Annotated in this window: 24 protein-coding genes and 2 tRNA genes; 14 read left to right on the top strand and 12 right to left on the bottom strand. The window is 67.4% G+C overall.

Annotation, left to right across the window (positions count from 1 at the left end; all coding sequences use genetic code 11):
* Positions 1-7: 7 nt before the first annotated feature.
* Complete coding sequence (locus FBT69_09540; protein ID MDL1905035.1) at positions 8-1,702, bottom strand: glycosyltransferase; 1,695 nt, start codon at positions 1,700-1,702, stop codon at positions 8-10.
* Positions 1,703-1,845: 143 nt separating this feature from the next.
* On the opposite strand from FBT69_09540, the gene FBT69_09535 reads away from it, so the two are divergent.
* Complete coding sequence (locus tag FBT69_09535) at positions 1,846-2,172, top strand: hypothetical protein (GenBank protein MDL1905034.1); 327 nt, start codon at positions 1,846-1,848, stop codon at positions 2,170-2,172.
* A 22-nt stretch (positions 2,173-2,194) separates the two neighbouring features.
* On the opposite strand, the gene tig is transcribed toward FBT69_09535, so the two are convergent.
* The gene (gene tig, locus FBT69_09530; GenBank protein ID MDL1905033.1) at positions 2,195-3,574 is read right to left on the bottom strand and encodes a trigger factor; all 1,380 of its coding nucleotides are present in this window, start codon (positions 3,572-3,574) and stop codon (positions 2,195-2,197) included.
* Between the two features lie 161 nt (positions 3,575-3,735).
* Between tig and FBT69_09525 the strand changes: the two genes are divergently transcribed.
* From FBT69_09525 to FBT69_09505, 5 genes are all read left to right on the top strand, one after another.
* Positions 3,736-3,819: transfer RNA gene (locus tag FBT69_09525), tRNA-Leu, on the top strand.
* Positions 3,820-3,946: 127 nt separating this feature from the next.
* Positions 3,947-4,279, top strand: a complete 333-nt coding sequence (locus FBT69_09520; GenBank protein ID MDL1905032.1) for a DUF3467 domain-containing protein — start codon at positions 3,947-3,949, stop codon at positions 4,277-4,279.
* Between the two features lie 140 nt (positions 4,280-4,419).
* The gene (locus FBT69_09515; protein ID MDL1905031.1) at positions 4,420-5,121 is read left to right on the top strand and encodes a hypothetical protein; all 702 of its coding nucleotides are present in this window, start codon (positions 4,420-4,422) and stop codon (positions 5,119-5,121) included.
* Positions 5,122-5,167: 46 nt separating this feature from the next.
* A complete protein-coding gene (locus tag FBT69_09510) occupies positions 5,168-6,646 on the top strand; it encodes an exo-alpha-sialidase (GenBank protein MDL1905030.1) in 1,479 nt (492 codons plus the stop codon).
* 35 nt (positions 6,647-6,681) lie between these two features.
* Positions 6,682-8,403 (top strand): hypothetical protein, encoded by a 1,722-nt coding sequence (locus FBT69_09505; protein MDL1905029.1) that lies wholly within the window; start codon positions 6,682-6,684, stop codon positions 8,401-8,403.
* A gap of 119 nt (positions 8,404-8,522) precedes the next feature.
* On the opposite strand, the gene FBT69_09500 is transcribed toward FBT69_09505, so the two are convergent.
* From FBT69_09500 to FBT69_09490, 3 genes are all read right to left on the bottom strand, one after another.
* A complete protein-coding gene (locus FBT69_09500; GenBank protein MDL1905028.1) occupies positions 8,523-9,020 on the bottom strand; it encodes a cupin domain-containing protein in 498 nt (165 codons plus the stop codon).
* Between the two features lie 132 nt (positions 9,021-9,152).
* Positions 9,153-10,001: a DUF3644 domain-containing protein gene (locus FBT69_09495; protein MDL1905027.1), complete on the bottom strand. Its 849-nt coding sequence runs from the start codon at positions 9,999-10,001 to the stop codon at positions 9,153-9,155.
* A 236-nt stretch (positions 10,002-10,237) separates the two neighbouring features.
* Positions 10,238-10,310, bottom strand: a tRNA-Lys gene (locus FBT69_09490).
* Between the two features lie 321 nt (positions 10,311-10,631).
* Here FBT69_09490 and rpmF point away from each other — a divergent pair.
* Genes rpmF through FBT69_09475 form a run of 3 tightly spaced genes read left to right on the top strand, consistent with a single transcriptional unit; the run spans position 10,632 to position 12,888 of the window.
* Positions 10,632-10,835: a 50S ribosomal protein L32 gene (rpmF, locus tag FBT69_09485; GenBank protein MDL1905026.1), complete on the top strand. Its 204-nt coding sequence runs from the start codon at positions 10,632-10,634 to the stop codon at positions 10,833-10,835.
* 8 nt (positions 10,836-10,843) lie between these two features.
* Positions 10,844-11,878, top strand: coding sequence for a phosphate acyltransferase PlsX (plsX, locus tag FBT69_09480; GenBank protein MDL1905025.1), 1,035 nt, complete (start codon positions 10,844-10,846; stop codon positions 11,876-11,878).
* Positions 11,875-12,888, top strand: coding sequence for a ketoacyl-ACP synthase III (locus FBT69_09475; protein ID MDL1905024.1), 1,014 nt, complete (start codon positions 11,875-11,877; stop codon positions 12,886-12,888). Before plsX ends, FBT69_09475 begins: the two co-directional genes overlap by 4 nt.
* A gap of 61 nt (positions 12,889-12,949) precedes the next feature.
* On the opposite strand, the gene FBT69_09470 is transcribed toward FBT69_09475, so the two are convergent.
* The 4 genes from FBT69_09470 to FBT69_09455 form a co-directional block, all read right to left on the bottom strand.
* Entirely contained in the window at positions 12,950-13,711 is a 762-nt protein-coding gene (locus FBT69_09470) for a type II secretion system protein (protein MDL1905023.1), read from the bottom strand.
* Positions 13,692-14,486, bottom strand: coding sequence for a hypothetical protein (locus FBT69_09465; GenBank protein ID MDL1905022.1), 795 nt, complete (start codon positions 14,484-14,486; stop codon positions 13,692-13,694). The genes FBT69_09470 and FBT69_09465 overlap by 20 nt, the downstream gene beginning before the upstream one ends.
* Positions 14,487-14,819: 333 nt before the next feature.
* Positions 14,820-15,299 (bottom strand): hypothetical protein, encoded by a 480-nt coding sequence (locus tag FBT69_09460; GenBank protein ID MDL1905021.1) that lies wholly within the window; start codon positions 15,297-15,299, stop codon positions 14,820-14,822.
* Between the two features lie 361 nt (positions 15,300-15,660).
* Complete coding sequence (locus FBT69_09455; GenBank protein ID MDL1905020.1) at positions 15,661-15,978, bottom strand: hypothetical protein; 318 nt, start codon at positions 15,976-15,978, stop codon at positions 15,661-15,663.
* Between the two features lie 94 nt (positions 15,979-16,072).
* Here FBT69_09455 and FBT69_09450 point away from each other — a divergent pair, with 94 nt between their 5' ends.
* From FBT69_09450 to fabG, 3 genes are read left to right on the top strand one after another with little or no spacing between them, the layout of a single operon-like run.
* Entirely contained in the window at positions 16,073-17,062 is a 990-nt protein-coding gene (locus FBT69_09450) for an ACP S-malonyltransferase (GenBank protein MDL1905019.1), read from the top strand.
* Positions 17,046-17,966 carry a radical SAM protein gene (locus tag FBT69_09445; protein ID MDL1905018.1) on the top strand — a complete coding sequence of 307 codons (921 nt, stop codon included), beginning with the start codon at positions 17,046-17,048 and terminating at the stop codon, positions 17,964-17,966. The genes FBT69_09450 and FBT69_09445 overlap by 17 nt, the downstream gene beginning before the upstream one ends.
* Positions 17,967-18,002: 36 nt before the next feature.
* Entirely contained in the window at positions 18,003-18,752 is a 750-nt protein-coding gene (gene fabG / locus FBT69_09440; protein ID MDL1905017.1) for a 3-oxoacyl-[acyl-carrier-protein] reductase, read from the top strand.
* A gap of 218 nt (positions 18,753-18,970) precedes the next feature.
* Here fabG and FBT69_09435 read toward each other — a convergent pair whose 3' ends face one another.
* Complete coding sequence (locus FBT69_09435; GenBank protein MDL1905016.1) at positions 18,971-20,344, bottom strand: Glu/Leu/Phe/Val dehydrogenase; 1,374 nt, start codon at positions 20,342-20,344, stop codon at positions 18,971-18,973.
* Between the two features lie 213 nt (positions 20,345-20,557).
* Between FBT69_09435 and FBT69_09430 the strand changes: the two genes are divergently transcribed.
* Together FBT69_09430 and FBT69_09425 are read left to right on the top strand one after the other, a co-directional pair.
* Positions 20,558-20,929 carry a hypothetical protein gene (locus FBT69_09430; GenBank protein MDL1905015.1) on the top strand — a complete coding sequence of 124 codons (372 nt, stop codon included), beginning with the start codon at positions 20,558-20,560 and terminating at the stop codon, positions 20,927-20,929.
* A gap of 217 nt (positions 20,930-21,146) precedes the next feature.
* Positions 21,147-22,907, top strand: coding sequence for a 30S ribosomal protein S1 (locus tag FBT69_09425; protein MDL1905014.1), 1,761 nt, complete (start codon positions 21,147-21,149; stop codon positions 22,905-22,907).
* A 155-nt stretch (positions 22,908-23,062) separates the two neighbouring features.
* On the opposite strand, the gene FBT69_09420 is transcribed toward FBT69_09425, so the two are convergent.
* Complete coding sequence (locus FBT69_09420) at positions 23,063-23,572, bottom strand: PEP-CTERM sorting domain-containing protein (protein MDL1905013.1); 510 nt, start codon at positions 23,570-23,572, stop codon at positions 23,063-23,065.
* Between the two features lie 185 nt (positions 23,573-23,757).
* Positions 23,758-24,375 (bottom strand): hypothetical protein, encoded by a 618-nt coding sequence (locus FBT69_09415; protein MDL1905012.1) that lies wholly within the window; start codon positions 24,373-24,375, stop codon positions 23,758-23,760.
* Positions 24,376-24,468: the final 93 nt, after the last annotated feature.

Genomic DNA, 24,468 nt, shown 5'->3' with positions numbered 1-24,468 from the left:
GATCGTCTCAGGCGGTCGCGGCGGCAGCCCGGCGGCGCGACGCCTCCTCCATGCACGCAGCGTAGACGGCCTCGACCTCCGCCGCGTGCTCGGGCATCGACTTCGGCGGCCGGACACCGGCCCGGAGGTCCGTCAGCGCCCACGGCTCGCGCGCGACCCGGGCGAGCGTTCGGGCCAGGTCGTAGCGATCGTTGCCCCTGAAGAGCAGCCCGTTCACGCCGTGGCGCACAAAGTCCGGGATGCCCCCGACCGCGGCCCCGAGCACGGGCACGCGGCAGGAGAAGAACTCGAGGACTGTCTGCGGGCCGTTGTCCCACCACGTGCTCGGCACGACGCCGAGGTCCTGCCCTCCCAGCATCCACGGGATGTCGCGGTGCTCGTACCCCTCGAACCAGCGCAAGCCGGCGAGCCGCGGCTGCAATCGGCTGAACCGCCACTCGGTCCGCTTGCCGCCGAGGGCATAGACGGAGACCTCAAAGCGACCGATCACCTCCGGCGTGAGCAGCTCCAGCGCGTCCGCCAGGACGTGCAGCCCCTTGTACGGGTTGTCGTAGCCCATGAACGCGAGGCGGACGGCGCGCGGACGCGCTCGCTCGAATGGGGGGGGGTCGAAGACCAGCTCCGAGTGCTGCGCCGCGATCTCGCCGGCGCGCGTGCCGATGTGCAGCGTGCGGAGCCGGGCCGGGCTGACGCCCAGCGATTCGAACTTGCGGCGGACGAAGTCCGACACCGCGAGCACGGCGTCGCTCCGGTTCAGGGCGCGCAGCATCGCAAGACGACGCCGACCGTACCGGGTTGACGGGTCGGGCGAGGGTTCGTGGCGGACCTCGTTGCCCAGCGGCTGCCATTCGGGCGACTCCGGACGAGGACGAAAGCAGGTGGACATCTCGGTCTGGAGGGCGGCGGCCCGGCCGCGGGTCTCGTCGCCCGGGCGCGGCCGCGGCAGCAGCACGTCCGCCGGGCCGAGCACCGGGCGCGCGGACGGGTCGGGCGCGGTCGGGTTCAGCGCGGGGGGGGGCTGCTCGTGATGCGCCGGCGACGCGATCGCCCGCACCAGCCTGCCGAGCACGGAGGGCGAACGCTGGGCGTTCGCCGGCGCGCCGTCGTCGTGCGAACCAAGCCCGGCCCGCCGGAGGCGTTCCTCGCGCGGGTCGCACGCCTCGATGCATCCGTCGCAGCGCCTGCCGCCCTCCGCGCTCTGGCAAGGCCGCTCGTGCCCCTGCATCAGGTAGACCTGGGGGCAGATGGTGTGGTAGTTGTGGAGGGAGACGACGACGCGCGCCCCGGGCCAGTCACCGCTCGGCCGCTGCGCGACCTCGACGCACGCCGCCGAGAAGCCCTCGAGATTGTGGAAGTGGACAACGTCCGGGCACAGCCCCGCGAGCAGGTCCGCGAATCGGGCCTCCAGTTCCGGCGCGGCGATCTCGTCTTCCGGCGCATTGAACTGGAGGATCGACGGCGCGAGCACCGGGCTGTTGACGACCTCGAAGACGCGGATGCCAAGCCAATCATCGTGGCGGCGGATTTCGCAGGGCCCGACGCGGCCGTCCTGGGCGGTAAACCGCGTCCCGCCGCACAAGGAGAAGACCTCGTGCCCGCGTCGGAGGAGTTCGAGGGCGAGCGACTGGAGGTAGCCGTTGACACCCCCTCCGACGGCCGCCCCGTCCCAGACATAGGCCCAGTTGACGAGGAGAATCCTCATTCGAGCCGAGTATAGGGAGAGCGTTTGTCGGGCTTTGCCGCCGGTTTGCGGTATGATCGGTCGCCGTCGAGTGGATTCCGGCCGCGGGCGGTCTATGACTCGGGCTGTTGCGCGATCCTCGTCGCGGGTGACGGAGCGAAGCGATGGACTGGATGGCCAGGATCCGATTCCGGGTGCTCGCGTTCCTGCTCGGGCTGACGCTCGCTGTGCTCGGGACGATCTCGCTGACGACCCTGCCCGCGTGGCCGGTCGTGGGCGTGGCGTTCGCGGCCGCAGCCGTCGCCGTGAACCACATGACCGCGAGGCTCAAGGCCCCGGTCTGCCACGGGTGCGGGGCGAGGCTCACCGACGGGCCGCCGGGGGCCTACGGCGTCCTCTGCGATGAGTGCGGGTTCGTCACGCTGCCGATCGGCACGCTCGCGCAGGGCGAGGAGCCGACCGACGAAGGCGACGACGACGCGGCGGGCTGAACACGCCCGTGGCGCGGCGTGGTCACGCGTCCAGCCCTTCGGACTCGACCAGCTTGTTGTATTCCTCGGCGGACATCTCCGTGATCTCCGCGTCGGCGAGCAGCGCGTCGAGCGTCTTGTGCTCGCGGATCTGCTGATAGATGGTGCCGGCCTGCCCGGACTGGAGGAGTTCCTGCCGCAGCTTCTCCGGCCGGACGCCCCGCGACGCCGCGATCTGCGCAATGCGACCGTTGACCTCCGCCTCCGTCACGCCGACCTTCAACTGCTCCGCGATCGTGTGGAGGATGAACAGCAGTTTGAGTTCGTTGGCGGCCGCTTCGTTGGAAGCGTTGCGCATGTCGGCGACCTGTTCCTCGACGTGCTGCGGGTCGATCCCGCGGTACGCGAGTTCCATCTTCCGACGCGCGAGGTTCCGTTCGGCCTGGTTCGCGGTCAGCCGTTCGGGCAGGTCCATCTTGACGGTCTTCGCCAGGTGCCGGGCGATCTGCTGCCTCATCGCCACCTGCTGCTGCACCGTGGCGCGGTCGAACAGTCGCGAGCGAATCTCATCCTTCAACGCATCCACGCTGCCGAACCCCATCGCGAGCGCGATGGTGTCCGCGGAGGCTGGATTGATGCGGTCGACCCGCTCTACTTCGAAGGTCATCGTCAGTTTCGCGTTGCGAACCCGCTCGAGTTCATGGTTCTTCGGGCCGGTCGTGGTGATCGTCGTCTTCTCGCCGGGCTTTGGCAGGCCCAGCTGCTTGCCGAGATCATCGACCATCACGCCGAGGATCATGCCCCGGCCCTCTCGCTCGGGCGGCGGGACCTGCACGACCGCGCCGCGGATGTCGTAGATTTCCGTCCCGTCCTGGAGCGTCATCGTCGCCCGCCCCGTGAGGTAGTCCCCAGGCTCGGAAGCCTCCCGTTCCTCGAGCGTGCCCTCGTTCACGCAGATGCGGTCCAGTTCGGCCTGCACCATCTGGTCCGTGACCTCGATCAGCGGTTTGCGGACCTTGATCCCCTTCAGGTCCGGCAGCGTGAACTCCGGCACGACCTCGACCTCGACCTCGAACGAGAACGGCTTGCCGACCTCGATCTCGATCTTGTCCAGCTCGGGGCTGACCGGGTCGCCCAGCACCTTCAGCTTGTGTTCCTCGACCGCCTTGCCGTAGGCGTCGGCGACGAGGCGGGCCTTGGTCTCGCGCCGCAGCGTGTCGCCGAAGCGGCGCTCGATCAGACGACGCGGGGCGCGGCCCTTGCGGAAACCCGGCAACTGCGCCTCCACCAGCAGCGTCTCGAACGAATCCTCCAACTGCCCAGAAACCGCCTCCGCAGGAATCTCGATCGTCAGTTTCTTGCGACTCGGCCCCGCGTCGGTAACAGTAACGTTGGGGCGAATCTCGGTCGTTGCCTCGGCCATCGGACGGTCTCCGGGGGCGCGCCCCGGGGCCGGCCCGACAAGGGCAAACCCGTCCAGCGCGCAGGGGGGCCAAGTCTAGCGGGCGGGTCTCGGCGATCCACAGACAGGTGTCATGGCCACGGTTGACCACGCCCGCCCTGCCGCCCACGATTCCGCTGCACGCCGGAGTGGCGGAACTGGCAGACGCAGCGGATTCAAAATCCGCCGCCCGCAAGGGCTTGGGGGTTCGATTCCCCCCTCCGGCATTCGAGTCCCGCGGCCGCGCCTAGGGTTGACACCCGCGGGCCGCACGGACCGCAGGCTGCCCGGCGTGGAGGACGGTCGCGGGCGGCCCTCCAAACGTACATCCTCGCACGGAAAGGAACGCACACCATGTCTGACACTCCCGAGGGCGCCCAGCAGCGCCAGATTCAGCTGCGCATCGACGAGTCCAAGATGCACAGCACCTACGCCAACACCATCCGCACCTCCACCACTCAGGATGAGGTCATTCTTGACTTCGGCGTCAACCTTCCCGTGCAGGGGCCGGACGGCCAGACCGCCCTCCTCTTTGCCGTCGGCAGCCGGGTCATCATGAACTGGGCAGGGGCGAAGCGGCTCGCCATCAGTCTCGGACAGGTCATCCGGCAGTACGAGGAGCGCCACGGGGAAATCCCCCTCCAGCGCCCCGTGCCGCAGCAGGGCGGCCCCCGGCTGGCTGACTGATCGGACCCCACAGGCACCCGCACAGTCTGAAGCCCCACGCGCCATTGAGGACGGCGTGGGGCTTTTTCTTGCGTCGATGTTGCGTCGGTCGGCGCGGTGCGGGTACTCTGGGGGTCGCCTTTGCACAAGGAGCGTGATGCATGAGCGCAGCAAGGCTTCGGATCGCGTGTCTGGCCGCCGGCGTGTGCTGCGCGGCGGCACTTCTCGGCTGTTCCGGCGGCACGGCGACCCGCACCGCCCCTGGGGTCGCAGCAACAGCCGGACCCGAATCGCAGGACCAATGGGACTACCGCCGCATCCGGTTCGCCGAGGCGATGCGCGGGCTGCGCATCCAGGATGGACTGGTGCGGGTGGACGAGCAGGCGGCGGCGGACCTCATGCGAGGTCTTGCCGTCGCGGACTCGGCCCCCGCGGTCGCTCGCGGGCACGCGCTGATGGGCGAGAACGACTTCACCGGCGCGGCCGGCGAGTACCGTACCGCCATCCTCGCGGACGGCGACAACGCTCGTGCCTACGAGGGCCTGGGCGATGCGCTGCTCGGCAAGCGAAAGGACGGCGATGCCCTCGCCGCGTACCGCACCGCAGCCATGCTCGACCCGGCCAACGCCGACCTGCGGCTGAAGTTCGCAGAGACGATCAACCGCACGGGCGACCTCGACGGCTGGGCGGCGGAGCTCGCGCGGATCGTCGCCTTCGCCCCCGAGCACGGCGAGGCGCACGCGAGGCTCGCCGTCGCCCGGTACTACCTGGGCGACCATGACGGCGCGCGAGCGCACGCCGTGCAGGCCGAGCGTTTCGGTGGCGCGGTCCCCCCGCAACTCAAGGCGATGATCGGCCAGTAACACCCGTCGCCGCGATGACACGCGGCTTAGCACGCAGGAGATGGCGATGAAGCGCACCAGTACCAAGTTCGGCGCGGCGGCGGCTGTCCTGGCGGGGGGGGTTCTCGCGGGAGCCGCCCTCGCGCAGCCTGTAGTCGGGCCGCAGAAACGCGTCGACCCCAACAACACCACCAACGCCGCCGTCAACGAGACCACCATGTCCGTCGGCGATGCAAAGCACAACCACATCGTCGGCGGCTGGAACGACTACCGGAGCAACATCAAGTCGTTCTTTACGCTCTCCCTCGACGGCGGCGTGACTTGGAACGACTTCGCCATCCGCCCCCCCGCGCAGCACCAGTCCACCGTCGAGGGCGACCCCATGGCCGCCCACGATCACCGCGACGGCACCCTCTACGCCGGCGCGATGTCCTTCGCCGGCAACGGCGGCATCTACGTCGCCCGCAAGGACCCCGGCTCCAACACCTTCAACGCCTCGGTCATGGCTCGCATCTCGGGCAGCGTCGACAAGGGCTGGATGTGCGTCGGGCCGGACCCGAACGACCTGAACAACCCCGGCAAGTCGATCGTTTACGTCGCGTACAACCAGGGCCTCATCCGCTCAACTGACAAGGGACAAACCTGGACCGCACCCCTCGCCATCGCCAGCGGCTCGATCGGCTTTCTCCCACGAGTCGGCCCCAGCGGCACGCTCTACATCCTCTACTGGGACTTCAGCAACGGCATCTGGATCCGCACAAGCACCAACGGCGGCGTCAGCCTCACACCAGCGGTTCGCGTCGCGACCCGCTTGGACGTCTGGGGCATCGACGGCACACGCTTCCCAGGCCAGTTCCGTGTGCCGCCGCTCGCCTACCTCGCCGTCGATCCCGTCGATGAGACCCTCTACGTCGTCTACTTCGACACCACGCAGGTCTCGCAGGGCAACCGCGACGTGGACCTCTACTTCACGAAGAGCACCAACAAGGGGGCGAACTGGAGCACCCCGAAGATCATCAACGGCGCGGCCGGCAACCCCAAGGCCGACTCGTTCTTCCCCTGGCTCGAAGTCGATCGCACAGGCCGCATCGGGCTGCACTTCTACGACACCCGCCACGTGGACCAGAACGACAACACCACCTACGCCTGGATCGACGCGTACTACTCCTACTCCGAGGACAAGGGCGCGACCTGGAAGGAAATCCGCCTCACGCCCACGAGCTGGAGCAGCCAGTTCGACGGCAACGGCGGCGGGTTCATCGGAGACTACCTCGGCATGGGACAGGCCCACGGCCCCGCAGGCTCGTACTTCTGGCCCCTCTACCTCTCCGGCCAGGGAAATCAGCCCCACACCTACACCCACAAGATATACCACCCCTGCCCCGGCGATTTCAACGCCGACGAAACGATCAACACGGTCGACGTGCTCGACTTCCTCAACGCGTGGAACGCCAAGACGGCCAAGGGCGACTTCAACGGCGACGGCACGTGGAACACGCTCGACGTCCTGGCGTTCCTCAACGCCTACAACGCGCCCTGCCCATGAACACGCCGCACCGGTGACAGGAGGAAAGTCGGGCCGTGCCTTCCATGACTCAGTGTGCCGCAGCAGTGTGCGGAACTTTCACGCTCGCGGTCTGCTCGCTCGCCGGCGAGAACGTGCCCCTGCCACACCCTCCCGTCTCCACGAACCTTCACCGAGTGCGGGTTCTCCTCGACGGCGACGCCAGGGCGGTCTGGATCGGCGACAGCTGGTGCAGGCTGCACCACATCTCGCGCCTTCCCTACGGCGCGCTCTGCACGTGGAGGTTTGAAGACGTGACCGCGGTCTGCCTCGCGCACCGACCCGGCGGCGGCCTCGGCCGCGCGTTCAACTACACCGACGGCACGGGTTCGCTCGAAGAAGTCAACCACTCCACCGGCTGGACGGTGGAAGTGAAGAACGGAACGCCAGCCTTCTTCGCGCTCCCCCTCAACGACATGACCAGGGTCTACGGCGATCCATCGCTCCTGCTCACGGGGACTGGCGTCAACACCGATTGGATCCAGGCACTCGGAGTCAACAACAGCCGCTTCGCTCAGACCGACAGCGGCCCCTTCGCAAGGCCGGGCGACCGTTTCCACGGCAGGCTGCTCTACTACACGCCGGCGGACCCTCTCGACATGACGCCCGTGGTCGTGCTCGCGGACTCCGCCGGGGCGGTTCGGGGGTCGATAGACCTCCGCCACGCCGCGCGCCCGAAGTGGATTCAGGACGCGGATCCCGAATCGGATCCCGCCGCCGCCGCCACGCCTTCGCAGATCAACGCCGCACGGATCGACGTGCTGCTCGAGCAGGACGTCTCCACCGGGCCGCGACTTGCGATCCTCCAGGACCCCGCCCTCCCGATCGCGGGCAGTTCCGAATACTGGTTCTTCGCCGGCGCGGTCTTCTACAGGATCGGCCAGGACTCCGCGCGCGTTCCAGGCTACTACCACTCGGGACTCGCGCAGGACTCGTGGTCCTTCAACGGGCACGCGAAAGACGAGGCGAGCAACGGGGGCGGCGGGCCGACGGGAAAGACCTTCTCCGACGAGCAACTGCTCCACTGGCTCGACGTGACGACGCTGGACCGATCCCAGACCCCCGTCGTCATCATCCACATGGCGACGGAAGGCAAGGACCGAGAGGTGATCGATGCCTCCGTCCGGGGCATCCTTGCCCGGTACCGCACCGCCTTCGCCGCCATCGGAACCGCGCCCCCGCGCTTCCTGCTCGTCGGGTCGTACATGCACCGGGTCGGCAACCGACCGCCCGAGGAAAGCCGCCCGTTCATCGAGGATCTCGACGCCATCTACGAGTCGCTCGCTTCGTCCGAACCGGACTGCGCCTTCTTCTCCCTCTACCGAGCGACCGACGGCGTCTACTTCACGACCGACAGCTGGGGCGGCCCCGGCGCGCAGCAGCAGGCTCGCGACTGGCTCGACGCAAACGGATGGTCCACCATCACCTTCGGCGGCCAGACCTATAACCTGTCCTCCACCGAGAACGGCGGGCTGGACGGTGTGATGACCGCCGACGGGCTGCACCTCTCCTCGACGCCCGCAGCCGCCTTCTACGCCAAGCTCATCGGCGATGCGCTCGCCGCCTCGTTCTGCCCCGCCGACTTCAACCAGGATGGTTCGGTCAACACGCTCGACCTCCTCGCCTTCCTCAACGCGTGGACGGCGAACGACCCGAACGGCGACTTCAACGGCGACGGCACGTGGAACACGCTCGACGTCTTGGCTTTCCTCAACGCCTACAACGCGCCCTGCCCATGAACACGCCGCACCGGTGACAGGAGGAAAGTCGGGCCGTGCCGACCGGACGGTTTCGAGCGTGGGGTGCATGGGCGATGAGCCTCTCGCTGCATCCTGCCAGCGGCAGGGTGGCGCCGATATTAGCTTCGCTCCGCCGCCGTCGACGCGGAGAGTTTGAGGTCGGCAATCTGAACCATGATTACCTTCATGCCGCGATCGCTTCCCTTGGAGTGACGTTCTCCCCGCTCGAAGTACGCGGCCTCACCCGCGCGGAGTTCAACGCGACGGCCGTCGCCACCCGCGACCCAGCCCGACCCTTCGACTACGATGAACAGCTGACCGAAACCGGTCGGGTGTTGGCCGATTTGGCCGCCGGGTTCGAACTGCAGCCAATGCACATGAGCCTCGCCATCACCGTCAGCAAGGAGCCGACTGGACGCACCCGTGGCTGCGAACAGGCTGATCGGCTCAGCATCAGCAGGGGAGAGCTGGATCAATCGCATGCTGACGACTCCCAACGGCAGGGGGGCACCGACGTTCTCGCGCCGTGCCGACGAGATCGGCTCTGCGATCTCGGTATTTCCGTTCCCGCGACGCAACGCACGCCACTGCCGCCGAGTAGCGCTTTGTAGCGCCATCGGCCCTCGGCGAGCATATCAGACCGAGCGTCCTCCACCAAGCCTCTCGGTCTGACCTGCCGGTTCGGCCTCGACGCGGCGATCTGCCCTGAGCGCAACGCGCCCCCGTCCGCCGCCGAATGTCCCACCCTCTCAGTGAATTTCTCGCACCCGCACGAACGGATCGCCGGTCTCCGCCATTCGACGTACTTTCCACTTCAGGACATCACCGAGCGGGAGTCGCCGGTCCAGGAGGTCGTGCAGATCAAGCCCATCCATGCAGACTATCCGTTTCCCCCGCCCAAATGCATCGAGTCCATCCTTGCTGAATCCGCTGTGGCTGATGAACAAACCTCGACTCCAAACCGCCTTGTCCGCAACCTTACCCTCGAACGATCGCAAGTCCGCAACCCCAACGAGTGGGCTTGTCCACTTCGCTTCGAGGAGGTACGTATCCCCAGAGAGTTCGAGACTGCCATCGATTTGCTCACCGGCAAGGCGAAACGAAGCCCTCGGAGCTAGGCCACTCGCGTCGAAGAGCCCCTTTAGGAATCGCTCAAAGCCGTATCCTCGCTCCTGGGCGGGAAGGCTCGACAGGTCGAGCAGTTCCTGCTTGAGCGCTTGTGCCCGTCCGAAGTTCACTTCGAGTTCGGGGGCATTCGCTGCCGCAGGACGCTCGCCAGCTATTCGCTGGCAGCCAAGCCGCTCCATGAGCAAACGAAACTCGTTTTCGGCATCCGGATACTCCTCTGCTCTGCCACTTCTTCGCCGCTTCGTCTCCCGATACTCCCACAGGGCCAACAGCGCTTTCACCCGAACCTGAGGCTCCACGGTCTTCAAGAAACAGCGGAAGCGATTGGCCTTGCTGGACCCGTCTATGGCATAACGCCCGTCATCGATGTTGACGCCGAGTTCACTGGCGAAAAACTCGGAGAACTGCCTGTTGTTGAAGTCCAGAACGTATCCGCCGCGCATGCCGAAGAGATCGTCAATCAGGTCCATGTCGATCGCGCGGATCGTGCTCACTGCCATCCCAAACCTCACGCGTGCGGGCGGCTATACCACTCCATCCTGCTGTATGTTATCCGACAAGCGTATCGATCGGATGACGCCGAACATCCCATCTGGCCACCGCGATCGGTCCGTAATGTCGCTGCTCGCCAACCGTCGATCAGGCGAGCCCCCGCAGTACCGCCCGGCCCTCAACAACCCCTCCCGCCGATGCAGCACGCACGAAGTGCCCCCCGAAGGACTCGAACCTTCAACCCGCTGATTAAGAGTCAGCTGCTCTACCGATTGAGCTAGGGAGGCAGCGGGGCGGGCGGCCGTGCCGGTCGCCCTCCGCCGACGGGGAGAGTATACCGCTCCGCGGCACCAGGCGAGGCCGAAGGCAGGCCGGGCAAGGCCGAAGTCCAGAGGCCGGAGGTTCAAGGCCGAAGGCCGGAAGAAGACGAGGGCCGAATACAATGCCGCGCCCTCCCCGCCTCTCCTCCTACTCCCCCCGCCTTTTCCGCTTCGGCCTTCGGCTTCCCCCTCGGGCCTCCGCCGATTGACTGCCCCCACGCCCCCGCGTAGCGTTGCGGTCCCCGGGCGGGCCTGTTTTCTTCCGGTCGGGCGATTCCCGGAGTTGCGATCATGCTTCCCACCCATCGCCAGAGCCATGGCCGGTCCCGTCGTCGGCGTTCGCACCACGCCTTGCGTCCCGAGCGGCCCACGGTTTGCCCCCTCAGCGGCATGCCCAAACTCCCCCACAAGGCCTGCAAGGAGTCGGGGTATGTGCGTCCGGGCCTGCGCATCCGTGTACCCAAGCTCGGGATCGGGACGCCCAGAGACTGAGAGACAGCATGAGGCTGGCCATCGACGTGATGGGCGGCGATCACGCGCCCGACGCCATCCTGAAGGGCTGTGTGGACGCGCTGCCGATCCTCGCCCCCGATGACCACCTCATTCTCGTCGGCCCACCCCGCATCATTGACGACTACCTGACCGAGCGTGGCGTGCGCGATCCGCGCCTCTCGATCGAGCCGGCCGAGCAGGTCATCACCATGGATGACTCGCCAGCCAAGGCCGTGCGGGCCAAGCCCGAGTCCTCCATCGTGAAGATGGCTCTCCTCGGCTCGCGCAAGCACGAGCGGCCCGCAGACGTCGTGCTCTCGGCCGGGAACACCGGTGCGTGCGTCTCCGCCGCCATCATGCACATGAAGCGCCTGCCCGGCGTCCACCGGCCCGGCATCGCCGTCACCATTCCCGCCTTCCACGGACCGGTCGTCCTCTGCGACGCCGGGGCGAACCCCGAGCCGCGCCCCTCGCACCTCTGGCAGTACGGGCTGATGGCCGAGACCTATTCTCGCGTGGTGCTCGGCATCGCCAACCCGCGCATCGGCGTGATGAACATCGGCGCGGAAGAGGGCAAAGGCTCCGACCTCGTCCGCGAGACACGCGACCTCCTCCGAAAGACCCCAGGCGTGAACTTCGTCGGCTACGTCGAAGGCCGCGACTTCTTCGACGGCGTCGCCGACGTGATCGTCACCGACGGCTTCGTCGGCAACACCCTTCTGAAAATGGCCGAGGGCCTGGCCAAGAGCCTCTTCACCGCCATCGCCCACGAGGTGCTCGCCGCAGACCCCGAACTTGCCATGCAGTTCGAGCCGATCGTCAAGCGGATATACACCAAGAACGACTACCACGAGTACGGCGGCGCGCCCCTGCTGGGCGTGAACGGGGGGTTCTTCATCGCGCACGGGTCGAGCGAGGCGCGTACCATCCGGGCCGCGGTCCGAAACTGCCGCGACTTCGTCTCCAGCCACGTCAACGAGGCGATCGTGGCGAGGCTGGGGGAGGTCGCCCACCTGGCCGAACCGCAACGGGAGCACGCATGAGCAGGCCGAAGCCCGCGATCGGCGTCCGGTTCGCGGGCACAGGCTCTGCAGTGCCTCGGCGAGTGCTGACGAACGCCGACCTCGAGAAGGTCATGGACACCTCGGACGAGTGGATCGTCCAGCGCACCGGCATCCGCGAGCGCCATGTTCACGACCCCGAGGCGGGCGAGGGCACCGCCTCGCTCGGCGCAGATGCCCTTTGCAAGGCCATGGCCGAGGCGGGCGTCGCGGCGGGCGAGCTCGACATCATCCTCGCGGCCACCATGACGCCCGATATGCCCACGCCCGGCGTGGCGTGCATGATCGCCGATCGGGTCGGCGCCGGGCAGATTCCCGCCTTCGACCTCTCGGCGGCGTGCTCCGGCTTCGTGTACGCCCTGAACGTTGCCGAGTCCCTGATGCGCACCGCGGGCTACCGAACGGTGGGCCTCGTCGGCGCGGACTGCCTCACCCGACACGCTGACTACTCGACCATGGGCCGAGGCACCGCCATCCTCTTCGGCGACGCGGCCGGGGCGGTCCTCCTCCAACGCACCGACGACGCCTCGAAGGGCCTGCTCGCCCAGATCATGCACTCCGACGGCGGGGGAGCGCGGCACCTCTATATCCCCACCCACCGCTGCCACATGACGCCGGGCGACGACTTCGACGAGCGCAAGATGGGCGTCGTGCAGATGCACGGCCCGGCAGTCTTCAAGTTCGCCGTCGGCACCTTCCCCAGCCTCATCGAGGAAACGCTCAAGCGCGCCGGCCTCTCCGCCGAGGACGTGGACCACTACGTCTGCCACCAGTCCAACTCGCGCATCCTCGAAGCCGCCCGCGAGCGCTTCGGTCTCCCGCGCGAGAAACTCCACGTCAACATCGACCGCTTCGGCAACACCGTCGCCGCCTCGTGCCCGCTAGTGCTTGACGAGCTGAAGCACAGCGGCCGCCTCCGCGAGGGACACAAGGTCATGTTCCTCGCCTTCGGCGCCGGCCTCACCTGGGCCAGCAGCCTGTGGCAGTTCTGAGCGTGGATGTGTTCAAAGACAGATGCAGCGTTCAGCCAGCTTGTGATGAAGTCGCGATCGATCAGTAGTCGCGACCCCTCGCCCCACGGGGTGTATCCTGAACGGGTTTAGTGTCAGGCTTCGAGGGTATGATGGGTGGCACCGCGGCTTCGGAAAGCCGGCGCACGGCGACATGCCCGTCGGCAAAGGTCATGGCCCTCGGGTCGCGGTCTGCGTTCGGGCTGGCCCGCAGGTGTGTCAGTTCCGCGTCCCACAGAGTCGCCTTTGACGACGGGTACAGCACGTCGTGCGATCGAACGGGCCTGTAGAAAGCCGGATCGCTCTCAGGAGCGGGCGCCCACAGTTCGGGGCGTGCGAATAGGGTGTGGCTCAAGCGGTACGATGGTACCCCAACGCCTACGCCGTCTCGGCGCCACGGACGCGACTCGTCAGGAGCCGCCCCGGGGCCGATCCAAGTTCGGAAGTGTTCTCGCCACGGTGCGACGTCGTGCATAAGTGCGGTCCAGTAGATGTCCAGCTCCCAGTATCCCGGATAGACGATGTCGATCTCACCATCGTCCGGAGGCGAGACGACGAAAGCGGCGCCGGGAGGCGCATACGGCCAAGTCTGATCGTACGCGCGCAGGTACTGCTCGAAAGTTGCGGCGAGTTGGCGGAGATTGGAGAGCGTCACGGTTCCGCTCCCTGCGGCCCGCGCCCCGGCGAGCGCAGGGATCAGAATCGCAATCAGCACGGCGAGCACACCGATCGTAACGAGAATCTCGATCAGCGTGAAGGCGGCTGGGCGGTAGGACTCCCCTTTGTCAGAACGGGAGTATGGCATAACTCTCCCCTTGTGCACAATAGACGACGTTCACGAACGGAATCCACTGCTGCCGGTTCTCGCTCCAAGCAAACTGGTAGCCAACAAGAACAGCTCCACGCGAGCGGCCGGAGATCGGACGAAGCGCCATGGGGATTCGAACCTCAACGACGTCGAGCCCCGCCTTGGAGGGATCCTCCGGGATGGGGAACGCGGTAGCGCCTTTTTTGGTGTAGGTAAGCGCGTCAAACCCCTCCTCAGTCGGCGTGGGAGCTGCTGGTTTCCCTTTGTCGAAGATGACGCGTACTTCAATCCGATCGATACCGATCGCAGTGTGTCTGGTCCAATCTGCCGTCTTCCTGTAGTTGTCGATCGTAACTTGACTTGGCGGAGATGGCGGAGGTGGCATGCCGCGAGCAAGTCGTGCGGCCATATCTCGCTCGTATTCTCCATCGAGTGTCGCAATCAACCGTTCCTCGAACGCTAGAACCAGATCGTCAAGCCGTCGCGGACCGACGACTCCTGAGAATGAGGGATGACCCAGGGCGAGACGAGCAACTCCCGCCGCGCGCGAAACGGCGTCGCCCGCAGGCTCCTTGGCCGGATCGGTGTCGAGAAGGCCGGGACCGAGTCGCTCCGAAGCTTCCGTGAGTTGCGGTGGTAGTGGCGAAGGCGTTGCCGGCCAGAGGACCGGCCGCAGCGCGCGGAAGGCAAGACCCAGACCGGCAACCATGACGACGATCGCCAGTATCAACCGTAGGCGAACGTTTCCTCGCTGGTGAGAACCATTGTGCATGGGATTGAACTCATACGAGCAAACGGCGGCGCTCCGTCGCCACGGGTCGCCGCCTGTGCGGTAATCAGATGCACTGCGCCTGAGCGGTCACGGGATTGCACGTACCGGTCCCGGAACAGGTTTTCCCGCTCGGACAGGCCGATCGACAGTGCGTAGCGCAGTCGAACCCCCCGCCGCCGTCAGGACAACACTTGGTGAAGCAGCAGTAGTCGGGACTGGGGGCCGGACCACCCCCTCCGTCCGCGGCGAAAACCATGCCGGCGCCCATCGCCACCATGCCGATGGCAGCCGCGGCACGGAACAGGGCAATGATCCGATCCCGATGAGTTCTCATCATTCGACTCCGCTCACCTTCGCAGGATTTCGAATCAGCCCGGTCGTGGTGCGAAGGCAAGACCCCACGAACCCGAGCACACACAACACGAACATTCCCCCGGCGCGAACAAGCGCCTCGGACCGGCTGTCGGCGCTCGTCAGCGCGGAAGCCATCGGCAGGCGGACGCCGCAGCCACACCCCACTGGCGCGTTCATCCACTCCAAGACACCGATCCAGGCCAGGAACGAACTAAACAGCAATACCGAAGCGCCGAGCGACCACTTCGGCAGCAAAGACGCAACGAGCAGTGAACCGAGAACGATCTCGACCGAGATCAGGAGCACGAGACTTGCGGGAGCAGCTTCTTCCCCGAATACCCATGCGAGCGAGGTCAGGGTATCTGAGGGCTGAACGGCCTTCGCAATTCCGGCGAGGAAGAGGACCGTGCCGGCGAGCAGCGGAACGAACCGGGCTGCGAGAGCGAGCAACGCGCGCATGGGTCATGCCCCTGCCTTCCCCCGCAGTTTACCGGGGGGGGGGCGGGGTTGTCAAGCCCCTCCCGTCGGCTTTCCTTGATATTGCGCAAGTCCTGTTACGACAAGAACGTACCATACACAGAGGGCCATCGTGCGGTGATTGACGCCGCCCTGTGGAGGCGCGGTGCAGTGCCTCACAAGTAGCCTCTTGCCCTCCATAGTACCCTAACATCGTCCGGTCGTCGCGTGGCACGGGGTACGAGTTGATCGCCCGCTCCGGAGGAACCGCGCGGGCTGCCGGCGATAGCCGAAGTCTGGAGCAGTTCAAACGGGGAGTTGAGGTGTTCTGTCAGGGGCAGCACGCTCAAGTGTCGCTGCGCCTTTATGTGCAGCAGAGGAAGTGATCGTGCCTAGCGGCCAGATCGGCGGAAAGTGATGGGGCATCCGCGGCATCATCGCCCAAATGATAAACAGGATCGTCCCCCTCGGCTGCATAGTGGTCGTGCTCGTCCGACATGTCGGTGATGCCGACGTCCACGGCTTCGCTCGCGAGGTTGTCGGCCGGGTCGGGATGCTGTCCATTCCCGCTCCCCTGCTCACCGACAGGCTCGACGCGAACGCGCGCGCCCTCCGGCAGCCGCCCCGGCGGGTCCAACTCGATCCGACCGCCCTTGACCTTGCCGAAGTACACCATGGTCAACCTCGCAGAAGTATAGTGATTCCCCACGCCCTCCGGCTCTTGGCCTTCACATGCGCTCCGCACCCAACTCCCGGAGCGTCCCCTACAGTCCCCCATGAACCCCATCGTCCTCCTCTGCCCCGGCCAGGGCGCGCAGGCACTCGCCATGGGACGCGCCTGGCACGACGCCTCGCCCGAGGCACGCGCCGTCTTCGACGACGCGGAGCGCATCCTCGGCGCCCGCCTCGGCGCGCCCCTCCGATCCCTCTGCTTCGACGGCCCAGCCGACACCCTCAACCGCACCGACGTCTCCCAGCCCGCGATCTTCACCGTCTCCGTCGCCTGCCTGCGCGCCCTTTGCGCCGCCTGGGCCGTCTCGCCCGACGAACTCCCCCTCGCCGCCACGGCCGGCCTCTCGCTCGGCGAATACACCGCCCTCCACGCCGCCGACGCGATCGCGTTCGCCGATGCACTCGAACTCGTCACCCTCCGCGGCCGCGCCATGCAGGACGCCGCCGAAGCGACACCCTCCGGCATGGTCGCCCTCATCGGCGCGGACGAAGCCCAGGCCCGCGCCGTCTGCGACACGGCCCGCGCCGCCGACATCCTCGTCTGCGCCAACTTCAACGCACCCGGCCAGGTCGTCCTCAGCGGCGCGACCGCGGCCTGCGAGCGCGCCGTCAAGGCCGCGGAATCCATGGGCCTTCGCGTCCAGCCGCTCCCCGTCGCCGGCGCGTTCCACTCGCCGCTGATGGCCCCCGCCGCGGAACGCCTCGCCGAGGCCCTCGCCCGCACCACCATCCGCCCCCCACGCTGCCCCGTGCTGTCGAACGTGACCGGTCTGCCGCACGCCGCGGCGAGTGATACGATCCAAGGTGGCACAGGCGTCCCGCCTGTGCCGAAGGCGCTTGCGGACTCCATCCGCCTCCGCCTCGTCGAGCAGTTGACCCAGCCCGTCCGCTGGGCCGACTGCGCCCGATGGCTCGCGGCCAACACCGCCGCGGCCGCGATGCATGAACTCGCCCCCGGCCGAACCCTCGCCGGGCTGATGCGACGGATTGACCGGGGGTTGAAAGTGGAGGCGCACGATGTTCCGAGCGAATAAGCCGTCCCGCCTCGCCGCCCGCGGCCTCGCGCTGGCGTGCCTGGTCGCCTCGATCCCCCTCGCCCTCGGGGGGTGCAGCAAGCCGCCGCCCCCTCCGCCCCCGCCGCCGCCGCCCGCGCCGCCCCCCCCTCCGCCGCCCGAGCCGGTGGACGCCCGCGCCGTGGTGCAGGCGCTCAACGCCAGCGCGGCGGTGCAGTTCGTCGAGTCGCAGGCGCCCGTGGATCGCTCGCTCGCCGAGGCTGTCGTGCGCCTCGCCGACGCCTTCGCCCGGGGCGACGCGAGCGCCGCCCGTCGCCTGCTCGACAAGCCCGCGCAGAGCGTGCTGGACACGCTTGTCGCTTCCGACGAGTGGGCCGAGGCGACCTCGCGCATCGAGGCCGTCCGCATCGTCTGGATCGACGACTACGCCCGTTTCAGCGAATCACCCACGGCTGCATCCGTCGCCTTCGCGGTGCAGGAGCCGGGCGCGTCCTACATCCTGCGCTGGGACGGCACGCGCGTCTTCGACTCCTGGGTCTTCGGCGGTGCGCCCGCCACGCCCGAAGTCCGTGTCCGCGCGACCGCCTGGGACGGCCTGGCACAGAGCGACTACGAGTCCGCCGGCGGCATGGCGCTCGCCGACGGCGGCAACCCCTTCGGACTGCCCGAAGAGGTGCTCGCGCAGTTGCGGGCGATGGGTCTCGACCCGGCCAACCTCGACCTCGACGCCATCGAAAAGATGCTCGAGGAGATGGGCGACCAGTTGCCGCCGGAGGTCGTCCGGCAGATTCGCGACCTGCTCCGCAAACTCCGCGACGCCGGAATTACGCCGGGCACGGCGCCGGGCGGCACGCAGCAGGACTCCGAACGCGACCCCCGCCGTAAGAACACCCCCGGCGGGCCGATCACCATCCCGGGCGGGTGAACTCGCACCGGGCCGACACGAGCCAAGGGGCAGACCATGACCAATGCGGACGACGCCCGGGTGGCGATCGTAACCGGAGCCAGCCGCGGCATCGGGCGCGCGGCGGCCGTGCGTCTGGCGCGCGAGGGGCGGCGCGTCGTCCTGGTGGCGCGTTCCGAAGGCCCCCTCACCGAGGTCCGCTCGACGATCGAGGAAGCGGGCGGCTCCGCGTGGGTGAAGGCCGTCGACGTCGGCCACGCCGACGCTCTCGCCGCAGCGATCGACGAAGTCGCCAGCGAACTCGGCCGCCTTGACATCCTCGTGAACAACGCGGGCATCACTCGCGACAACCTCCTGCTGCGCATGACCGACGCCGAGTGGGATGAGGTGCTGCGCGTGAACCTGACCAGTGCGTTCGTCGCCATCCGCGCCGCCGCACGCCCAATGATGAAGAACCGCTTCGGGCGCATCGTCAACATCGGCTCGACCAGCGGCCTGATGGGCAACCCCGGACAGGCCAACTACGCAGCAGCCAAGGCGGGCCTCGTCGGTCTCACGAAGACCGTCGCGCGCGAACTCGGTTCCAAGGGCATCACCTGCAACCTCATCGCCCCCGGCTTCGTCGAGACCGACATGACAGCAGGCCTCCCCGAGACCATCGTCGAAAAGGTCAAGGAGACCATGGCGGTCAAGCGCCTCGGCACCCCGGAGGACATCGCCGCCGCCGTCGCATACGCCACCAGCGACGACGCCGGCTACCTGACCGGCCAGGTGATCGCCGTCGACGGCGGGCTGACGATGTATTGACCGGCCTGTGCCACCGGCGCCGGCCGCTTCAAGCCGACGCTGGTGTGCCGCACGCTTACCATTCGCACGTTCATATCGGGCATGAAGCGCGAGCAAGTGCCGACCGCCGTCAAACCTTCACACGCCACGTCACGCCAACCCCGGGGGCCGAGCATGAAACAGGCCCGCCGGGGGTGGACGGCGGGCCTGCGTCGTGTGATCGACGGGTTGTCAGCGGTTCACGGGAAGATGCCGCGGACGGCGTAGACCTTGCCGATGTGGTCGAGCGCGGCCACGTAAGCGGCGGTGCGCATGTCGCAGCCGTATCGCTGGCGGGCGAGCACGGTGCGCCGCGCGGCCATCACCATGTGGCGGTTGAGCTCCTTGTCCACGGTCTCGGCATCCCACGTGACGCACGACTTGTTCTGCACCCACTCGAAGTAGGAGACCGTCACGCCGCCCGAGTTGGCGAGAATGGCCGGGATGACCTCGATCCCCCGCTCGCTCAGCACGCGGTCGCCCGCGGGGACGGTGGGTGCGTTGGCGGCCTCGACCACGACCTTGCAGTCGAGCATCCGCGCCTCGCGCTCCTTGATCATCTGTTCGAGCGCGGCCGGAATGAACACGTCCACCGCGGTCTTGTAGAACTCGTCCGCGGAGATCGGCTGGCCGCCCAGGCGCGGGCTGCCGCCGGAGCCGGTCCCCTTGCCGAAGCCCGCGACGCCTCCCTTCTCCGCGACGTGCGCGGCCAGCGCCTCGCAGTCGAAGCCGGCGTCGTTGCGGATCGCCCCGGTGTGATCCATGACGGCGACGATCTTCGCGCCGAGTTCGTCGAGAATGCGCCCGGCCCATGAGCCCACGTTCCCGAAGCCGAGGATGCTCACCCGCATGTCCTTGAGTTCGATGCCCAGCTCGGGGAGCATCTCGATGAGCACGTCAACGACACCCTGTCCCGTGGCCTTCTCGCGGCCGAGCGAGCCGCCGAACTCGACCGGCTTTCCTGTCACGACGCGGAGCGCGTCGTTGGGCGTGTTGCTGGGCTGGCTCATCATGTAGGTGTCGGCGATCCACGCCATGTGCTGCGCGTTGGTGCCGACGTCGGGGGCGGGGATGTCAAAGTCCGGGCCGATGAGGTGCATGATCGCGGAGGTGAAGCGGCGTGTGATGCGCTCCATCTCGGAGGGCGAGTGGGCGCGGGGATCGACCTTCACGCCGCCCTTGCCCCCGCCGAACGGCACGCGGGCGAGGGAGCACTTCATGGTCATCAGGAGAGCGAGGGCCTTGACGTCGTCGAGGTGGACGTCGGGGTGGAAACGCAGGCCGCCCTTGTACGGGCCCAGGGCGTTGTTGTGCTGGACGCGGTAGCCCTTGAAGAGTTTGTGGTGCCCGTCGTCCATGCGGACGGGGAAGTGGACCATGGTCTCGTTCTTCGGCTGGGCGAGGATGATGCGAACTCGGTGCCGCAGGTCGAGCAACTCCGCCGCGCGGAGCATGGTGGCGACGGTCTGGAGGTAGAGGTTGTCAGGGTCCGTGGGGAAGCCGAGCTCGTCGAAGATCGGGTCTCGTCCGACGGCGGGAGCGGGCTTCGCGGCGGGAGTCGCTGTCTGTGTCATGGGTGCAACGTCCGGTGGTGTCAAGCCCCGGTCTCGCCGATGAGAGGGCGAGCCGGTGTTGTCTACCGACCTTGTCATCGGCGGTCGGCGAGCCGAACATTCCAAACGGCTGCGAGTTGGTCGCTTCGGTGCGACGCCGCGGCTGGATTCCGGCGCCCGCCTGGCGTCGGCGAAGTCTGTACGGTAGGCCTCTCCACTTTCCCCGGAACGACCGTGGTACTCTACGCCGCTGCCGACCTCCTGTGGGCGACCCGCATCAAGGCGACCGCCGATGCGCTGGCCGTCCCCTGCCGACCCGCCCGCAACGCTGACATGCTCCGGGCACGGCTGGCGGACTCCCCCGTCCGGGCATTGATCGTGGACCTCGAAGCAGAGGCCGGGCTGGACCTGATCGCCCTGGCGCGGGCGGAGGCGGGGGCGACGGTCCGGATCGTCGCCTTCGGGCCGCACGTGCAGAAAGCCCGCCTGCAGGCCGCTCGGGATGCCGGGGCCGACGAGGTGCTGACGCGGGGAGCGTTCGACCACTCGTTGCCGGACCTGCTGCTCGCCCTGAGCGGACGCGGCGAGCCGCCCGGAGGGGCGTAAACGCCTTTCCTTGGCGGTCGCGCCGGGCTACCGTCCAGCTCTCGGTGGTCGGCCCGCTCGGTCATTCCGCGCGCGCGGAAGCGGTCCCACCTGCCTGCAACAGCCCCGATGGGGCGCGCCGAAGGGCGAAGGCTCGCCGGCGCGGGGTTCGCACCGCCTTTCCGCACGCCGACCGCGGCACGATGGAGCGGCCCCGACAATCGATCGAAGGAACAACATGGTTGATGAAACGCTGATCGCATCGCTCGGACTGACGGACGCGGAGACGGACCGCCTGCTGGCGGAGGCATTGGGCAAGTCGCCCGCCGACGCCCACATGGACGCCTTCCTGGTTGACAACCTGGCGGACCTGTCGCCCGGCAAGATCATCAAGGGAAAGGTCATCGGGTTCGCGGGCGATGACGTGGTCCTCGAAGTCGGACTCAAGAGCGAGGGGCTGGTGCCGCGCGAGGAGTTCGGCGATGAAGAGATCAAGCCGGGCGAGACCGTGGACGTCCTGCTCGAAAACATCGAGGGCGACGGCGGGCTGGTCCAGCTCTCCAAGCGCAAGGCCGACCGCATCCTCAACTGGCAGCGGATCATCGACTCGACGAAGGAAGGGGACGTCGTCGAGGGGCAGGTGATGCGCAAGATCAAGGGCGGCCTGCTCGTGGACATCGGCGTGCCGGTCTTCCTGCCCGCGAGCCAGGTGGACATCCGCAGGCCGCACGAGATCGGCGATTTCGTCGGCCGCCGCGTGCGGGCGCAGATCCTGAAGATCGACACCGAACGCCGCAACATCGTCATCAGCCGACGCAAACTGATCGAGGAAGAGCGCGACGCCGCCAAGAAGCGACTGCTCTCCACGCTCAAGGAAGGCGACATCGTCACCGGCACCGTCAAGAACATCGCCGACTTCGGCGCGTTCGTCGACCTGGGCGGGATCGATGGACTGCTCCACATCACCGACATGTCGTGGGGTCGCATCAACCATCCCAGCGAACTCCTCAAGATCGACGACAAGATCGAGGTCAAAATCCTCAACATCGACATGGAGAAGGAGAAGATCGCCCTCGGACTCAAGCAGAAGGAAACCTCCCCCTGGGAGGAGATCGAGAAGAAGTACCCCGTCGGCGCACGCGTCACCGGCGAGGTCGTCAACATCATGTCCTACGGCGCGTTCGTCCGCCTCGACGACGGCATCGAGGGACTCGTCCACATCTCCGAGATGTCGTGGACTCGCCGCATCAACCACCCCTCCGAGGTTCTCAACCAGGGAGACAAGGTCGACGTCGTCATCCTCGACGTGGACAAGAACAAGCAGGAAATCAGCCTCGGCATGAAGCAGACCGAGGTCAACCCGTGGGAACTCGTCGGCGAGAAGTACCCCCCGGGCACCATCGTCGAGGGCGCGGTCCGCAACCTCGCCAACTACGGCGCGTTCGTCGAGATCGAGCCGGGAATCGACGGCCTCCTCCACGTCACCGACATGTCCTGGACCAAGAAGGTCACGCACCCCAACGAGGTCGTCAAGAAGGGCGACGTCGTCCGCTGCGTCGTCCTCGACGTCGACCGCGAGAAGCAGCGCATCAGCCTCGGCATCAAGCAACTCACCGAGGACCCGTGGCTCGAAGCCATCCCCTCGGCATACAAGCCGGGCATGGTCGTCCGCGGCAAGGTCACCAAGATCACCAACTTCGGCGTCTTCGTCGAACTCGAAGACGATCTCGAGGGCCTTCTCCACATCTCCGAACTCGCCGACCACAAGGTCGAGAACCCCCAGGACGTCGTCAAGCCCGGCGACGAGATCGACGTCAAGATTCTCCGCGTCGATACCGCCGACCGAAAGATCGGCCTCTCACTCAAGCGGGCGCAGTGGGGCGACACCACCGGCGGCGACGAACGCGACGACGACTCGGGACGCCCGGCCCCCAGCCCGAAGCGCGGCGGCATGGACGCCCACGACGCCCTCGGCAGCGACAAGATACGCCTGCCCTGACCGGCAACACCATCCCCTTCTGAACCCTCCGCCCCGGGAGCCGCCCCCGGGGCGTTTTGACGTGTCAACGGGCATCGCCAAGCCCAATGAAAGAAGCGACCCCGACAGAACGCCGGGGCCGCTCGTGTGTTGTCACTGCGATTCAGGAGGCGATATCAACGCCGGCGACGGAACGCGGCCGCGCCAGCCAGGCCGAGCAGCGCGAGGCCGCCGGGCGCGGGGACCATGTGCAGGGTGACGGTCAGGTTCGACCAGTTGTGGCCGCTGCTGGGGGCCCAGTCGTTGATGATCTGGACCGTCCAGTTGCCGTTGGCGTTCACGGGTCCGATCGCCGCGGTGTGGGTCTTCTGACCCTCGCCGTCGCCGAACTGCCACGGGTTGCCGGAGTAGTTGTCGTACCCGCCGACCGCGTAGTGGAAACCGCCCGGCCCGAAGATGTCCAGGCGGGCGTCGGTGGCGAAGAACGAGTGCGTGTAGTTGTAATAGCCGTCGAACGTGAAGCCGACGACCTGCCACCCCGCGCCGGGGCTGAGGTTCGCGTTCTGCGACTGCGGGTTGGCAGGCGTGATCAGAACGTTGCCGAAGTTGAACACGTAATCCATCGCCGACGCGTGGGACGCGACAGCCAGGCCGCACACAAGCGGCAGAACAGCGAGCTTCTTCATGTCCTGTCTCCTCTCGATCTCGGGGAACACTCTCTCAGACCGCGACACAGCGGTTCCTACTGCCGCCCAGCGTAAAGGGTTCCGCGGTTCGTCTCAAGACCGTTTCCCGAGAAAACGGCCGATTTCGGGCCGATGTCTCATGGATGTTCGGGCATCGCAAACCCGATTCGGAGTTTCCTCGGGGTCTAATGCCGACCCGGCTTATCGGCATCTTCCATGCCGAGGAACTCCCTCATGTGCTGGTCGTAAGTTGCCGCGTCCTCATCTCGGCTCAGGTCCAGCCGCAACTCGTTGATCACCTTGGTGCCCTGCGCGATCCATGACTCCCAGGTCTCACGCGAGATGTTCGCCGCGATCCACTCGCCGATAGGGCCGCGGAAGGGGGGGCGGTCCATCTTCGTCCCCGGCCGGCCCGTGCGCCGGCACACGAACCCGCCGGCAGTGGGGGCGCGCGCCTGGGCGGCCGAACGAACCTCGGGAACAGGCCGACCGAGCCGTTCCAGCAGTTCCCCGATCGCCTTCTTCGGCATCAGGTCGCCACGCTCCGCCGCGGCGGCATACCCCCGCGTCAGCACCTCAGCCGCCTCGTCCTCGCGCCCGCACGCCATGAGCGCGGCCCCGGCGAGCTGGTACGCCTTCGACATGCCGGGATTCAGCGCGATGCACCGCTGGTAACTGGCCGCCGCCTCGGCGAACCGGCCCGCCTGGTTGTACGCGCCCCCAAGCGAGAAGTGGGCCATGTCGTTGTCGGGGTCTTCGAGAGCCATCTTCTCGAACTGGGCGATCCGTTGCTCGACGTCCATGTCCAACCATAGCCGCTGCCGCTGTGATTCGGGCGCAACGCGCAGGATCCGAAAGCCGCCCGGAGGACACCGAGACAGTCAGGGCGGAGTAGG

The sequence above is a fragment of the Synechococcales cyanobacterium CNB genome (assembly GCA_030263455.1).
In the GTDB taxonomy this organism is placed as follows: Bacteria; Planctomycetota; Phycisphaerae; order Phycisphaerales; family UBA1924; genus CAADGN01.
The sequence above is the reverse complement of the archived record's forward strand: the minus strand, read 5'-3'. Positions and strand labels throughout refer to the sequence as shown.

Coding starts and splice junctions, on each gene's coding strand:
- FBT69_09540 (MDL1905035.1), bottom strand. CDS start 1,702: ATGAGGATTCTCCTCGTCAACTGGGCCTATGTCTGGGACGGGGCGGCC.
- FBT69_09535 (MDL1905034.1), top strand. CDS start 1,846: ATGGACTGGATGGCCAGGATCCGATTCCGGGTGCTCGCGTTCCTGCTC.
- tig (MDL1905033.1), bottom strand. CDS start 3,574: ATGGCCGAGGCAACGACCGAGATTCGCCCCAACGTTACTGTTACCGAC.
- FBT69_09520 (MDL1905032.1), top strand. CDS start 3,947: ATGTCTGACACTCCCGAGGGCGCCCAGCAGCGCCAGATTCAGCTGCGC.
- FBT69_09515 (MDL1905031.1), top strand. CDS start 4,420: ATGAGCGCAGCAAGGCTTCGGATCGCGTGTCTGGCCGCCGGCGTGTGC.
- FBT69_09510 (MDL1905030.1), top strand. CDS start 5,168: ATGAAGCGCACCAGTACCAAGTTCGGCGCGGCGGCGGCTGTCCTGGCG.
- FBT69_09500 (MDL1905028.1), bottom strand. CDS start 9,020: ATGGCGCTACAAAGCGCTACTCGGCGGCAGTGGCGTGCGTTGCGTCGC.
- FBT69_09495 (MDL1905027.1), bottom strand. CDS start 10,001: ATGGACCTGATTGACGATCTCTTCGGCATGCGCGGCGGATACGTTCTG.
- plsX (MDL1905025.1), top strand. CDS start 10,844: ATGAGGCTGGCCATCGACGTGATGGGCGGCGATCACGCGCCCGACGCC.
- FBT69_09475 (MDL1905024.1), top strand. CDS start 11,875: ATGAGCAGGCCGAAGCCCGCGATCGGCGTCCGGTTCGCGGGCACAGGC.
- FBT69_09470 (MDL1905023.1), bottom strand. CDS start 13,711: ATGCCATACTCCCGTTCTGACAAAGGGGAGTCCTACCGCCCAGCCGCC.
- FBT69_09465 (MDL1905022.1), bottom strand. CDS start 14,486: ATGCACAATGGTTCTCACCAGCGAGGAAACGTTCGCCTACGGTTGATA.
- FBT69_09460 (MDL1905021.1), bottom strand. CDS start 15,299: ATGCGCGCGTTGCTCGCTCTCGCAGCCCGGTTCGTTCCGCTGCTCGCC.
- FBT69_09450 (MDL1905019.1), top strand. CDS start 16,073: ATGAACCCCATCGTCCTCCTCTGCCCCGGCCAGGGCGCGCAGGCACTC.
- FBT69_09445 (MDL1905018.1), top strand. CDS start 17,046: ATGTTCCGAGCGAATAAGCCGTCCCGCCTCGCCGCCCGCGGCCTCGCG.
- fabG (MDL1905017.1), top strand. CDS start 18,003: ATGACCAATGCGGACGACGCCCGGGTGGCGATCGTAACCGGAGCCAGC.
- FBT69_09435 (MDL1905016.1), bottom strand. CDS start 20,344: ATGACACAGACAGCGACTCCCGCCGCGAAGCCCGCTCCCGCCGTCGGA.
- FBT69_09425 (MDL1905014.1), top strand. CDS start 21,147: ATGGTTGATGAAACGCTGATCGCATCGCTCGGACTGACGGACGCGGAG.
- FBT69_09420 (MDL1905013.1), bottom strand. CDS start 23,572: ATGAAGAAGCTCGCTGTTCTGCCGCTTGTGTGCGGCCTGGCTGTCGCG.
- FBT69_09415 (MDL1905012.1), bottom strand. CDS start 24,375: ATGGACGTCGAGCAACGGATCGCCCAGTTCGAGAAGATGGCTCTCGAA.